The 13171-nt window shown below is 49.0% G+C and carries 12 protein-coding genes; 6 read left to right on the plus strand and 6 right to left on the minus strand.

The annotated features are described in order from the left end of the window. Window positions 1-70: 70 nt before the first annotated feature. Entirely contained in the window at window positions 71-1279 is a 1209-nt protein-coding gene (locus tag CWC22_RS01845; protein WP_138538362.1) for an EAL domain-containing protein, read from the minus strand. Window positions 1280-1465: 186 nt separating this feature from the next. Here CWC22_RS01845 and CWC22_RS01850 point away from each other — a divergent pair, with 186 nt between their 5' ends. Further along, window positions 1466-2479 (plus strand): site-2 protease family protein, encoded by a 1014-nt coding sequence (locus CWC22_RS01850; RefSeq protein WP_138538361.1) that lies wholly within the window; start codon window positions 1466-1468, stop codon window positions 2477-2479. A 40-nt stretch (window positions 2480-2519) separates the two neighbouring features. On the opposite strand, the gene CWC22_RS01855 is transcribed toward CWC22_RS01850, so the two are convergent. After that, window positions 2520-3833, minus strand: coding sequence for a short-chain fatty acid transporter (locus CWC22_RS01855; RefSeq protein WP_125558597.1), 1314 nt, complete (start codon window positions 3831-3833; stop codon window positions 2520-2522). A gap of 239 nt (window positions 3834-4072) precedes the next feature. Between CWC22_RS01855 and CWC22_RS01860 the strand changes: the two genes are divergently transcribed. Next, window positions 4073-4297, plus strand: a complete 225-nt coding sequence (locus tag CWC22_RS01860; RefSeq protein ID WP_010386680.1) for a hypothetical protein — start codon at window positions 4073-4075, stop codon at window positions 4295-4297. Here CWC22_RS01860 and CWC22_RS01865 read toward each other — a convergent pair. Then, entirely contained in the window at window positions 4289-5194 is a 906-nt protein-coding gene (locus CWC22_RS01865; RefSeq protein WP_138538360.1) for an AEC family transporter, read from the minus strand. The two genes, CWC22_RS01860 and CWC22_RS01865, sit on opposite strands and share 9 nt — an antisense overlap. Before the next feature lie 35 nt (window positions 5195-5229). Between CWC22_RS01865 and CWC22_RS01870 the strand changes: the two genes are divergently transcribed. Then, window positions 5230-5703: a YacL family protein gene (locus CWC22_RS01870; protein ID WP_230090612.1), complete on the plus strand. Its 474-nt coding sequence runs from the start codon at window positions 5230-5232 to the stop codon at window positions 5701-5703. Here the strand turns inward: CWC22_RS01870 and CWC22_RS01875 are convergent. Beyond that, on the minus strand, window positions 5700-6416 hold the full coding sequence (locus CWC22_RS01875; RefSeq protein WP_125558593.1) for a 2OG-Fe(II) oxygenase: 717 nt from the start codon (window positions 6414-6416) through the stop codon (window positions 5700-5702). The two genes, CWC22_RS01870 and CWC22_RS01875, sit on opposite strands and share 4 nt — an antisense overlap. A 29-nt stretch (window positions 6417-6445) precedes the next feature. Between CWC22_RS01875 and CWC22_RS01880 the strand changes: the two genes are divergently transcribed. Next, a complete protein-coding gene (locus tag CWC22_RS01880) occupies window positions 6446-6835 on the plus strand; it encodes an acyl-CoA thioesterase (RefSeq protein ID WP_138538359.1) in 390 nt (129 codons plus the stop codon). Between the two features lie 21 nt (window positions 6836-6856). Here CWC22_RS01880 and CWC22_RS01885 read toward each other — a convergent pair whose 3' ends face one another. Together CWC22_RS01885 and uvrA are read right to left on the minus strand one after the other, a co-directional pair. Next, window positions 6857-7927 carry a hypothetical protein gene (locus CWC22_RS01885; RefSeq protein ID WP_138538358.1) on the minus strand — a complete coding sequence of 357 codons (1071 nt, stop codon included), beginning with the start codon at window positions 7925-7927 and terminating at the stop codon, window positions 6857-6859. A gap of 64 nt (window positions 7928-7991) precedes the next feature. Then, window positions 7992-10811 carry an excinuclease ABC subunit UvrA gene (uvrA, locus tag CWC22_RS01890; RefSeq protein ID WP_138538357.1) on the minus strand — a complete coding sequence of 940 codons (2820 nt, stop codon included), beginning with the start codon at window positions 10809-10811 and terminating at the stop codon, window positions 7992-7994. 124 nt (window positions 10812-10935) lie between these two features. Here uvrA and CWC22_RS01895 point away from each other — a divergent pair, with 124 nt between their 5' ends. Both CWC22_RS01895 and CWC22_RS01900 read left to right on the plus strand, forming a co-directional pair. Continuing rightward, window positions 10936-11688, plus strand: coding sequence for a substrate-binding periplasmic protein (locus CWC22_RS01895; protein ID WP_125558583.1), 753 nt, complete (start codon window positions 10936-10938; stop codon window positions 11686-11688). Between the two features lie 97 nt (window positions 11689-11785). Then, window positions 11786-13153, plus strand: coding sequence for an MFS transporter (locus CWC22_RS01900; protein WP_125558581.1), 1368 nt, complete (start codon window positions 11786-11788; stop codon window positions 13151-13153). Window positions 13154-13171 lie beyond the last annotated feature (18 nt).

Here is a 13171-nt window from a genome sequence, read left to right on the forward strand (position 1 = left end):
TAAATTAGACGTATACTATAACATATACTGTACGCTTCTCATCCGCACCTGAGACTAACTCACAATCTCCCTATGGGTTTGAATTTATCATTCTCTGCCATGAGTGGATCCAGCGAATAAACTCGGGTAAGGCTTTAGGCCGACTGATCAGATAGCCTTGCATCAGCAAGCTGTATTTATATTTCTCCAAATATTGCAATTCTTCAATGCGCTCGATGCCTTCAGCAACAATGTCCATTTGTTGATTTTGTGCAATATCAATCAGGCTGTCGACCAGCACCTGAGAAAAACGGTCGCACTCTATATAGGTGATGAGCGAGCGATCCAGTTTAATTTCAGTAAAGGGCAAGTTTTTTAATTGCTGCAGGTTAGTAAACCCGGTTCCGAAGTCATCTAGTGAGAGGTCGAAACCTCTTAACCTTAACCTGTTGATGGTTTCAAGTTGCAAGCTACTGACAATAGGCTGGTTTTCGGTGATCTCTATAATCACTTCCTTGGGTTCCAGACGGTTGAGTTCGAGGATCAGAGCCAGCTTGTCAGGACAGCCACTGTCATTGAGTTGCACAGGTGACAAGTTAAAAGCGAGCTTAAAGGGGTAATTGAGTTCGGCTCTGAGCTTTTGAAACTCTTTAGTGGCTTTTTCAAACAGCTGAAAAGTAACCAGATTAATCAAGTCCAGATCCTGAGCCACCCCGATAAATCTATGGGGGAGTAGGGTTTCACCATACTGCTGAGAAACAATGCGCGCTAATACCTCGACACTTTTGATCTTCTTGCTGCCACGGTGGACTTTGGGCTGATAAAAGGGCGTGATTTCGTTATTACTGATCGCATACAGCAGTTGATCCTCTGTAACACAAGACTCTTCTGACTCATCGTTGCCAATAAAACTATCCAGCTTCTTCAGGAGCCTGTCTACGTCATTGAGTTGTACAGGTTTAGAGATATTGCCTATCAGGTGGGTGTTATGTTGTCTGGCCAGGTTTGCAGCCAGATCCATCACCCGGGTTTCCATCTCTGAGATAATGACAATCCCGCCGGGATATCTCAGTTCGCCGAGCTTGCGGATCAGCTCCATACCGTCCATGTCAGGCATGTTGAGATCGGTAAAAACCGCATCATAGTGCAAAGGGGTTTGCCGAACCAGCTCCAGCGCTTGAGGTGCACTGTCTACGGTGGTTACATAGTCTACTTCCAGCTCTGCCAGTATGGCTTTCATGACTATCAATATCGCCTGTGAATCGTCAACGACAAGAATGTGTTTAGCCTGATGTTGCATGACGCTATCCTTAGTTTGGAACCTAATTGTCAGTTTAGTACATGGGGTATAGAACGCACATGACAGAGGTGTGGCTTGGAAAAAATAATTGCGGTGTTGGAGGCCTGCGTATGTTCACAGGGCTAGGTACTTGTCGATAAAAAGTGCGTATAATGGGCACACTTTATGTTTTAACGACGAGTCAACATGACCCGCATTGAGTTTCCCTTAGCAGGCTATCAGATGTCTGTACTAGTGAATCGCCAGGAGATCCTGCAGGTATACCAGGATCAGCAACGACTGGCACATGAACCCATCGACGCACAATTGGTCCAGGTCAATGTTGCCGGACACAAACTTCAACTGGATCGCAGCCGACTAGCCGAGGGGTTGCTGGCGGTGGCAGTCAACGACGAACCCTGGCAGTGGCTCGAGGTGCCAATCCAGCATAATGACAATAAAGGAAGCTGGCTTGGGCTGGCGGCTTTGGGGTTTAAGCTGCTAAAGAGTGCCAATGTGGTTAAAGCGGCACTGGCAGGGGCCTCTTTGGCCGGGTATGCCTGGCTGTTTTCCTGGCAGTTTTCGGTGATGTTGTTAGCGTGTTTGGTGATCCACGAGTACGGCCATATTCGGGCAATGCGCTACTTTGGATTGAAAACCAAAGGGATTTACCTTATCCCATTTGTAGGAGGTTTGGCTGTAAGTGAAGATAAACTAACTACCCGTTGGCAAAATGTCATTATTTCCTTGATGGGGCCCGCTTTTGGCTTACTTGCCTCGCTGCTAGCGGTGGTTCTGTATTATGTGACTGAGCTGGAGATATTCGCTGGTGTAGCTGTGCTGAGTGCATTGCTTAATCTCTTTAATATGTTGCCCATTTTGCCGCTCGATGGGGGGCATGTACTGAAAAGTATCAGCTTTTCTATGCGTTCCTGGGTTGGTCTGCTGATCTGTCTGGCTGGGATTTTGCTGGGTGCGGTGATCAGTTATACCTTTGGTTTGATGCTGCTGGTATTCTTCCTGGTGATAGGCACAATCGATATTTTGCTGGAGTGGCGGGGCCGTCATCAGGCTCATCTCATCCCGCTAGATCGCTATGGTCAGATCGTCTCAACGGCGCTATATGTTGTTGTCTGCGTCGGCTTAATTGGCGTGATGTGGCACTTTGCTGACGCGGATAGTGTATTGCTGAGTCTGCCCATTAAAGTACTATCCAATTAATTTTTAACCGGTCAGGTTGCTGACCGGCAAGCATTACGGGCTAGGCCAGGGTCAGTAAAAGAGCGATCACCACGCCACTGACCAACAATTGAATCAAACAAAATCCCATAATATCTTTGGCTTTCAAGCCGGCGATGGCCAGTACCGGCAGAGCCCAGAAGGGTTGAATAAGGTTGGTCCAGGCATCGCCCCAGGCAACCGCCATAGCAACACGAGCAATGTCGGTCCCAAGCGCTTGTGCAGCGGGGATCACAATGGGCGCCTGCACAGCCCATTGCCCACCTCCTGAAGGAACAAAAATGTTCACCAGTCCGGCACTGAGAAAGCTCCATAAGGGCAGTGTTGTGCTGGTACTGATCTCTACAAAGCCACCCGAGATCTGCTGTGCGAGCCCTGTTTTGACCATCACAGCCATGATCCCTGCATAGAAAGGAAACTGGATCACAATACCCGCACCTCCCCTAATCGCCTCTTGTAAGCTGTTTAGCAGGTTCGCAGGTGTGCGATGTAACAAGATGGCCAGAAACAGGAACAATGCAATGACACTATTGAGGTTGAGCGTACCACCGGCGGCCAAAAAATAATAAAACAAGTAGCCACACCCGAGCAGGCCTATAGTCGTTCCGATTAAAGTGCTGTGTTCAATGCGCTCTGCCGGAGTCATTGAGGCGGGTGGGCTGGGTGGTTCCGGTTGAGCCAGTTTGCTGGGGTCGACCACGACCTGAGACTGAGCCGGCGGGAGCATAAAGCGATTAAGCAGGGGCATGATCACCAATAATACACCCAGGATTAGCAGGTTGAATGGGGCGAACAGCGTTTGGCTGGTGCCCAAAACCCCTATCTGAGCTTCGGCAAAATGGCCGGGTGTGGCAATGGTCAGTGGCACGGAGCCTGCTAATCCACCATGCCAGACGATAAATCCGGAGTAGGCACTGGCCACCAATAAGCGATAATCCACAGCAATCTGGCGAGCTAGGGCTTTAGCAAATAAAGCACCTACCACCAGGCCAAAACCCCAGTTTAACCAGCTTGCCAGCATTGCAACTAAGGTGACCAGCATAATAGCCTGTGCAGGCGAGCGAGCGAACGTGGCCAGTTTGTTCAGCGCTATGATACAGGGTTGTGTACTGGCTAACATGTATCCGCACACTAAAATGAGCAGCATCTGCATGGCAAATTGAAGCAGGTTCCAAAACCCTTGTCCCCAGATGGTGATGGCCTCCAGTGGGGTCGTGGGTGTAAACACGCTGGCAAGGGCGAGCACCAGCAGGGTCAACAGGCAAACGAAGATATAGGGGTCGGGTAAATATCGTTCAACCAGTCGGCTGAGTGGTTGTGTGATATGGTTTAGCATGACAGATTCCCATTGAGTGTGCGCAACAAACAGCGTTCATGTAAAAAGTGACTTAATTCACTAAAAGTTAGTCAATTAAGCTATGCTAATAGCTGTGAACGTCGCGTTATTTTTTTATTTTATTGATTTTTAAGTGTTTATAATTTTGGCACAAAACATGTAATAGTTAAATCATACGATTGAATTGTCTGCGCGTCACCATACAAATGCGCAGTTAAAACTAAAAAAGAGAGGTCTTTATGGCAGGACAGGGTTCAGGAGGCAATGTAATTGCCGCAATATGTAATGTCTTTTTTCCAGGCTTAGGACAATTAGTGCAGGGACGTTTACTTGCAGCGCTTATCTTCGCAGTCGTCTGTGTTGGTGGATATGCACTATGGTGGTTAGTAGTGCCTGCGGTAGTGGCCGCCATTTTTCACTTGTGGTCGATCATTGATGCGGCCAAGTATCGCTCATCAGATTGATAAAACAGCCAGCCACAGGCTGAGTGAGATCACACTTAGCAGGGTAGATAGCACAACGCCGCCAGCACTGTTTGCTTGCTGAACGGATAGCTGGCGGGCAACCAGGTAGGCGTTGACACCCAGTGGCGCGGCACTCATGAGCGTGACGACCTGGCGTTGTAATGGCTCTAGTGCCAGTAGTGTTGCTGTCAGATAAACGCACAAAGGCAGTATCAGCAGTTTGATGATGCTGATCATAAGTGCCGGATACCACACGGTGCGAAACCCGTACTGAACCAGACTGGCACCTAGCACAAACAGTGCACCTGCAATGGCTGGTTGGGCAAACCAGTCCATTCCTGACAAGAGCAAAGCCGGGATAGTCACTGGCAGCAAATTGGCGAGCAGTCCGAGACTGATACTCAGTACAACGGGGTTCAAAAACAGTGGCTTGAGCCAGTCAATGCCACCTTTCCCTTTTCCGGCCAAAATGAAAGTAAGAGAAAATAACACCGCACTGTGCAGTGGGATGATCATAAATACCATGGCCGCTGCCTGTTCACCCAGTGCTGCCAGAATGACAGGCAGACCAACCACCACTGTATTCGAGTAGGTACCGTTTAGCGCGCTTAATGCGGCTTCTTCGGTTGCGAGTTTAAAGCGTCGCCGCATCACGAGTAGCACCAGGCAGTACAGCGCAATGACGGGCAGATAAAATGCCAGCAGTAACGTTACAGAGGCAACCTGTGACAGGTCAGCGCGATACATACTTAAAAAAAGCAGCATAGGGATGGCGAGATTAAAAATATAGACGCGGATCCCATCCAATTGTGCGGCCGAGATAAATCGGATCCGCGCGGCCACAAACCCACAGGTGACGACGAAAATCAATGGAAACAGGATATCAATGAAAGTCACGGCTTACTCGTTGGTTGTGAAGGGCGTTATTGGCAATGCAGGCAGTATTATACGGGTTTATCGGCACTAAACAATGCAGCGTCGTGAGGTTCAGGTATACTAACAGAGTTGTATTAAATAACCTTGAAGTGACTATGGAGTATCAGTTTATTCGCGATCCGATAGCCGGATTTCGTGTCAAAATGTCAGCGGAACATGAGCTGGTAGGACGTTGGTTAAATGATGAACTTGCGCACGACGCATTGCCAGCTTTGCTGGCTCGCCTGAAAGAAATCAAAACAACCCGGGATGAGTTTTGTCTGGAAGGACGTGAGGTACGCCTGATAGTTTCCCATCAGGAAGCGCTGTTTGAAGCCCATGACTTATATCACGATCAAACCGATGCTTTGTCTGCGTTCAGTGATGATGCGCTCGCTATGGAAGAGCATGGCTTGAGCGCAGGGTGTGGCTTCGAGGATTTCGAAGCCCTACTGCAGGACTGGCAGGAATTTATTCGTCGCCGCCGTTAGCTCGTGGCTTGCTGGGGTGGTGCACCGTATAGTTGCTCCGCCCGATTAAATAAGACCCAGGATGTGAGAATATATTTGTCATTGGAACGCGGCATGTTGCCCCGGTGTGTATGTGTGAAGTAGGCTGGCGCAATCACCATTGAGCCCTGTTTTGGCTTGATGCATTTGTCCTGATAATGAAACTCAGTTTCTCCGCCTTCTTCTACGTCATTGAGATAAAACATAAATAACAATACCCGGTGGAGTGCTTCGTTGTGCTGTAATTGAGGATAAACTTCACTGTGCCAGTAAGGGTAACCGCCTTTATTCGTCGGATAGCGCTGTGCCTGGATAGACCCTAAACGAAATAATTGTTGAGTCAATATGGGGAGCTGAGGTTTACCCACTTCCTCAAAGTTATCAACGGTTAAATTAACAGGCTGGCCAGTTTTTGGATGATAAACGCTAAGCCCGAAAGCCCCAATCATCATGAAAAAGTGCTCTTCAATATAATCGAACAGGTATTTCGACGTGGTTTGTTGAATATGTGTTAATTGCTGAGCATAATCCGGGTATTGATTTAAATACAGATCCTGACTGATTTTCTTACTGAGGTCGACGCCTCCTGAGGTGGTCCCCTGTGCCAGATGAGGGCTGTTATCAAAGGTCTGAATAAACTGCTGGCAAAACTCAGGACTCAGTGCATTCTCATAAATGCGAATAAAATCAGTCATGTTGATATCCAAAATTGGTTAGAATTATTATGTTGTCAGAAACTATTATGCCGCGTTTCAGTGAAACGGATGTCCTCGGACATATCAACAATACCGTACTCCCGGTATGGTTTGAAGCGGCGCGCATGCCTATTTTCAAAATTTTTACACCGGATCTTAATCCACATCAATGGAAGCTAATTGTTGCCAAGGTAGAAGTAACCTTTAAAGGTGAGCTGTTTTACGGCCAGCCTGTCGAAATCAAAACGGCGATTGAAAAGGTTGGTAACAGCTCCTTCGTGATCTTACAGCAGGCCTGGCAGCATGACGAATGCTGTGCCGAAGGGCGCACTGTGATGGTGCGTTATGACTTTGCGGGTAAAACATCTCAGTCACTCAGTGAAGAAGAGCAGGCTGCGCTAAGCAAGTATGCGTTATAGCGCGCCCGGCCGGATATTCACTTAGCGGTTTCGGAACTGATGGCCGATGGCCGCTGAGATGCAGGGTTTAACAACAAATTCATAGCGGGCAGGATCGCCCTCAAGTTTAGTAATTTCCAGCAGTTCGTAGTCGTTTAACTCGATGATCCGCGTGCCTGGTGCAATTTCACACCGGGAACGGCTGTCCGATTCATACTCGTAGATAAAGTAAGTCAGCGCGTTTTGCAGATGGCGTTCATACTTATCAGCATTCTTTTCAAATGCTGATAACTGGACTTTGAGTTCGTTTAGCTCAGCCTGTTGTTCTGCCAGTTTCGCTTGCTCTGTGTCATTGACTGCTGAGCCTGCTATGGCGTCGATTGTGGTGTGTGTAAGCGTATTGTCGGCGTCATCTTGCATCGTAATATTGAGTTGGATCGACTGACCGGTAAAGCCTTCTACGATATGGCGTAAAAAGCTATTGACACCTCGGGACATGCCCGTTGAGGAAATAAACACCGCCATTTGGTAGAGCAAAAATAACCCAAAGAAAAAGCGCACGAGTCCGGTGGTAACAGGGTACTGGTAGTCTGGACTATGCCACCATTTATGGAGCCCAAATGGGCGCAGCAACATCAGTACGAATAAATAAACTGGCTGAATAAGTTGCAGCAGGATCAACAGTAAAATGCTGGTGGTCACAAACCAGGTCGGAACAGATAACAGCATGCTAAAGTTGTGCGAGTAGGGCAGGTGATCTGCATTCACACCCGTGATGTCATTTACCATTCCTGCTGCTTGGGCAAGCGCATAGTTGGCAATAAACGCGTAAAACAGCAAAATCACGGCTTTGCCTGGCAGGCTTTCCCAAAGGTGGATAAACCTCGGCCAGAATTCTCTGGTCATGGCTATCAGTGCGAGGACCGACGCCCCCAGATAAAGCGAGCTGTCTTCAGGCAGTTCATTGAAGATGGCAAGCAAACACAGCATGGTTGCTGAAAAGTAGCAGCGTTGTGCCACATTCAGGGTGTGCCAGAATACCAGCCATTTTTTTTGCAGTGTTGAAAAAGGGCCTACAACAGGTTGTATTGCGCTGGGAAGTGCCAGTTTCATTGTTATTATTCCATTCCCTGACCGTGAAAGTGAGTGGGGAGCATGACTCCCCTTGCTCGCTCCGTTATAGCATAGGCTTGAGGTATCGACCAGTGTGAGAAGCTGCACACTCAGCAACCTCTTCCGGGGTGCCAGCAACTAGGATCTGACCACCGCCAGCACCGCCTTCCGGGCCAAGATCGACTATCCAGTCGGCAGTTTTAATGACATCCAGGTTGTGTTCTATCACCACTACGGTATTACCATGGTCACGTAATCGGTGCAGTACAACCAGCAGCTGCTGAATATCATGGAAATGCAGACCTGTGGTTGGCTCATCAAGGATATACAGGGTTTTACCAGTGTCTCGTTTAGATAATTCACGGGCAAGTTTGACCCGTTGCGCTTCACCACCAGACAACGTTGTTGCTGCCTGGCCGAGTCGAATGTAGGACAGCCCCACATCCATCAATGTTTGTAATTTGCGTTTGATGGCTGGGATCTTATCAAAGAACTCACGGGCATCTTCCACTGTCATTTCCAACACTTCATGGATGTTCTTGCCTTTATACAGGACTTCTAAAGTTTCCCGGTTGTAGCGTTTGCCTGTACAGACATCACAGGGCACATAGACATCGGGTAAAAAGTGCATTTCGACTTTGATCACACCGTCGCCCTGACAGGCTTCACAGCGACCGCCTTTCACATTGAAACTAAAGCGGCCAACCTTGTAACCCCGCGAGCGCGCTTCCTGGGTACCTGCGAATAACTCCCGGATCGCTGTAAAGATCCCGGTATAGGTGGCCGGGTTTGAGCGTGGTGTGCGTCCGATTGGACTTTGATCTATGTCGATCACCTTGTCAAAATGCTCCAGGCCTTCGATGGACTGGTAAGGTGAAGGCTCAGCAACCGTTGCTCCGTTAAGTTCTCTGTGTGCCAGTTTGAATAGGGTGTCGTTGATCAGAGTTGACTTGCCAGAACCAGACACGCCGGTGACGCAGGTCATCAAGCCAAATGGGATCTTGAGATTCACGTTTTTAAGGTTGTTTCCACTGGCGCCATTCAGTGCCAGCCATTGCTCACCAGTTTGATGACGCTCAGCAGGTACGGCTATGGCTTGCTGCCCACTGAGATATTGGCCAGTCAGTGATTTTGGGTTTGCCATGATGTCTTCGCGGCTGCCTTCTGCGACCACATAACCACCGTGCACACCGGCACCAGGGCCGATATCTATAATGTGGTCGGCTGCACGAATAGCATCTTCATCATGTTCAACCACGATAACGGTATTGCCCAGATCACGCAGGTGGGTGAGGGTGCTCAGTAATCGATCATTGTCTCTTTGGTGTAGCCCGATCGACGGTTCGTCAAGTACGTACATGACGCCCACCAGGCCCGCACCTATCTGGCTTGCTAGTCGGATCCTTTGGGCTTCACCACCTGAGAGCGTATCGGCACTACGTTCCAGTGATAGGTAGTTCAGACCGACATTGATCAAAAAGGACAAACGGTCACGGATTTCTTTGAGTACCTTTTCTGCGATCTTGGCCTTTTGACCGCTGAGGGTCAGTGCATCAAAAAAGTCACAGGCTTCCCCAATACTCATGGTCGTGACCGTCGGTAGATTGGTGGCACCAATAAAGACGTGACGAGCTTCTTCTCTCAATCGGGAGCCATTACATTTAGGGCAGGCTTGACTGGTTTGGTATTTAGCCAGCTCTTCGCGGACTGAGGCCGATTCCGTTTCTCGGTAACGGCGGTTCATATTGTTTAATACGCCTTCAAACTCATGGTTTCGGGTGATTAAGTCTCCGCGGTCATTGCGATAGTTGAAGGCTATCTTGGTTCGCCCCGAGCCTTCCAGCACCACCTTTTGTGCGTCGTTTGATAAGTTCTGAAACGGTGTTTCGAGGTCAAAGTCATAGTGTTCAGCGACTGAGCTGAGCATCTGATAATAGTAAAAGCTGCGTTTATCCCAGCCTTTAATGGCGCCACCGGACAGACTCAGCTCGGGGTTTTGTACTACCCGGCTGGGGTCAAAGAACTGTCTGACACCCAGTCCGTCACAGCTTTGACAGGCTCCGGCAGGGTTATTGAACGAGAACAAACGAGGCTCCAGCTCGGTCATGGCATAGCCACACGTCGGGCAGGCAAAGTTAGCGGAAAACACCAGTTCTTCATCCAGGCTGTCGTCCATGGCAGCCACCACGGCAATGCCATCCGCCAGCTCCAGCGCCGTTTCAAAGGATTCGGCCAACCTTTGCTCCAGTCCCTCTTTGACCTTGAAGCGGTCAACGACCACCTCGATGGTGTGCTTTTTGTGTAGTTCCAGGGTCGGCGGATCGGATAAGTCGCATACTTCACCATCAATGCGGGCACGAATAAAGCCCTGGCTGGCAAGTTGTTCAAGGAGTTTAACATGCTCCCCTTTACGATTTTTGACCACCGGGGCCAGCAGCATTAATTTGCTGCCTTCAGGGTGACCCAGTACGGTATCGACCATTTGACTGATGGTCTGCGCTTTCAGTGGCAAATCATGAGTTGGGCAGCGAGGTTCACCAACACGTGCGAACAACAAGCGCAGGTAATCGTAAATTTCCGTGATGGTACCTACTGTTGAACGAGGATTGTGAGAAGTAGACTTCTGCTCAATAGAAATGGCCGGCGAAAGTCCTTCGATGTGATCGACATCGGGTTTTTCCATCAGTGACAAGAACTGTCTGGCGTAAGCAGACAGGGATTCGACATAACGGCGTTGCCCTTCAGCATACAAGGTATCGAATGCCAATGATGATTTGCCAGACCCCGACAGGCCTGTGATCACGATGAGCTTGTCGCGCGGTATTGTAAGAGAGATGTCTTTGAGGTTGTGCGTGCGTGCACCTCTAACTTCTATTTTATCCATGGTGGCCTTATTTGCTGTACAAACTTACAGTGTTTTTCTCAGAGTCCAAGAGTACCCTATCCAGCCTGTAAAATTAAGCTATCTTGGCTAAACTTACGATAAACCTTGAAGCCGGGGATCACATTTGTACTGGTTCGCTCTAATCTGGGTGCTGTTTACGCCGTTCGTGGTTGGGTGTGAGCTGATTGTCCGGTTTGAAAATTACGCTGCACAATCGCGTTTAGACACTAAGTTGAAGTGGCATGGTCTGGATGTGGATTTTGCCAAGGCACTGCTTGATGAGGCTGGCTGCGGTTATCAGTTTATTAATGTGCCCTGGGGTCGGGCGCTGAAAATGCTGGCTGAGGGCGAGCTTGATATGGTGCTCAGTGTCAGTCGTACACCAGAGCGGGAGCAGTTTGCCTACTTTATTGGCCCGCAAAGAATGGAAACCATAGTGTTTGCAATGAATCAGTTGCGCCCTTATCCAGTGCAAACGCTGTCTGATCTGTTTAAGCTCCCGGTGCCCGTAGCCATTCAGAAGGGGGCATTTTATGGTCATGTATTTAACGAGTTACTGTTACGAGAGCAGACAAAAGACGAGTCGCAACGCTTTATTTATGTGGCCGATAATCAACGCAAACTCAGCTTACTTAAACATGGCAGGATCGCAGGCTTTTTGGAAGAAAAATTCAACGTGCTGTATCAGTCGCAACATAATCCTGACTTTGCTCATATCACGATGAGTTCGCTGGTGGTAAACCGCGAGCCAGTCTACTATGCGCTGAGTAGGCAGTCGGTCTCGGCTCAGGACTTACGGCAGCTTGTAAGCGCATTTGAACGATTACAACATTCAGGTCGATTAACGCGGATCCTGGCAAAGTATGGATTGGACTAAACGTCGGCTTTTCTCACTAAAATCTGATCTGGTCGTCAACACTTGGTTACTTTTTTGCTAGACTAGCGCCTGTTTTTGTCTTAGCCAAATAAGTGTCATGTCGAAACAATCACTTAACTCTCTTGAAAAACGTGCAGCCATTTCACTGGCAAGTGTCTTTGCCTTTAGGATGCTGGGGCTGTTTATGTTGATGCCTGTGTTGGCTATCTACGGTCAGTCGCTCACTGATGTGTCGCCATTGTGGATTGGTCTGGCAATTGGTGCTTACGGGCTGACGCAGGCGTTGCTGCAAATACCTATGGGCTGGCTGTCCGATAAGTTTGGTCGTAAGCCTATTATTGTTGCCGGTTTAATTATGTTTGCCATCGGATCTGTGATAGCGGCACTGGCTGAGTCAATTTACTGGGTAACGGCAGGCCGTGCTCTTCAGGGGATGGGTGCCATTGCAAGTGCCTTGCTGGCCTTGGCGTCTGATCTGAGTCGCGATGAGCAAAGACCAAAAGTCATGGCTGTGATTGGCATGTGTATCGGCATGAGCTTTGCTGTGGCAATGCTTTTAGGCCCAATGGTTGCCGCGGCGTTTGGCATTGCGGGGATCTTCTGGCTGACCGCCGCGTTGGCATTATTGGGGATCGGGATCGTGTTGTTTATTGTGCCTGGCGCTGTAAATCGCGCGCCAAAAGGAGATACCGTCGCCAGCATGGCGGATATTCGTAAACTGGTGCGCCATCCACAGCTGGTCAGACTGGACCTTGGGGTGTTGCTGCTACACTTAACATTGACCACCTTGTTTGTTGCGCTTCCGGGCCAGCTGATTGCCGACGGCTTAGTCGCGCAAGATCACTGGCAATTGTATATTCCGGTTTTATTACTTGCGTTTGTTTTGATGGCCCCACTGATGATAGTGGCGATCCGCAAACAAAAAGAGAAGCAGGTATTTTTAGCGTCGATTGCGCTGCTCGTGGTGAGCACGCTGGCGTTGATCCCGGCGGCAAACTCGTTGATCGGCATTGCAGTAGCAATGACAGTATATTTTATTGCTTTTAACTTTCTGGAAGCAACGATGCCTGCGTTGGTATCGCGCATTGCACCTGCCACTCAAAAAGGCTCGGCGATGGGGGTCTTTTCCTCCTCGCAGTTTTTTGGCGCATTTGCAGGTGGTGTGATGGGCGGCTACCTGGCCCAGCATTTTAATCCTCAAACTGTGTTTGCTGCGGCTGCGGCAATTGGGGTAATATGGCTATTTATTGCGTGGCGTATGCAAATCCCGGTGCGAAGTAAAACACTTAGTTTTGTTACTGAGGTTGATGAGCCTGAAAAAGCCGATGCTTTGGCGGATCAGCTGGTCGCATTACCCGGGGTCATCGAAGCGACCGTTGTCAGTGAAGAAAATCGTACTTACTTGAAAGTAAACGATAAAGAATTTGATTTAAACCAAGCAAAGCAAGCCCTGGGCTTGCGCTAGCTTGCAATAGTGTGAGGA

This window comes from Pseudoalteromonas rubra (assembly GCF_005886805.2).
GTDB lineage: Bacteria > Pseudomonadota > Gammaproteobacteria > Enterobacterales > Alteromonadaceae > Pseudoalteromonas > Pseudoalteromonas rubra_D.

Bases quoted from the DNA above. Each gene is read 5' to 3' on its own strand.
- CWC22_RS01845 (WP_138538362.1), bottom strand. From the start codon at position 1,279: ATGCAACATCAGGCTAAACACATTCTTGTCGTTGACGATTCACAGGCG.
- CWC22_RS01850 (WP_138538361.1), top strand. From the start codon at position 1,466: ATGACCCGCATTGAGTTTCCCTTAGCAGGCTATCAGATGTCTGTACTA.
- CWC22_RS01855 (WP_125558597.1), bottom strand. From the start codon at position 3,833: ATGCTAAACCATATCACACAACCACTCAGCCGACTGGTTGAACGATAT.
- CWC22_RS01860 (WP_010386680.1), top strand. From the start codon at position 4,073: ATGGCAGGACAGGGTTCAGGAGGCAATGTAATTGCCGCAATATGTAAT.
- CWC22_RS01870 (WP_230090612.1), top strand. From the start codon at position 5,230: ATGCAGGCAGTATTATACGGGTTTATCGGCACTAAACAATGCAGCGTC.
- CWC22_RS01875 (WP_125558593.1), bottom strand. From the start codon at position 6,416: ATGACTGATTTTATTCGCATTTATGAGAATGCACTGAGTCCTGAGTTT.
- CWC22_RS01880 (WP_138538359.1), top strand. From the start codon at position 6,446: ATGTTGTCAGAAACTATTATGCCGCGTTTCAGTGAAACGGATGTCCTC.
- CWC22_RS01885 (WP_138538358.1), bottom strand. From the start codon at position 7,927: ATGAAACTGGCACTTCCCAGCGCAATACAACCTGTTGTAGGCCCTTTT.
- uvrA (WP_138538357.1), bottom strand. From the start codon at position 10,811: ATGGATAAAATAGAAGTTAGAGGTGCACGCACGCACAACCTCAAAGAC.
- CWC22_RS01900 (WP_125558581.1), top strand. From the start codon at position 11,786: ATGTCGAAACAATCACTTAACTCTCTTGAAAAACGTGCAGCCATTTCA.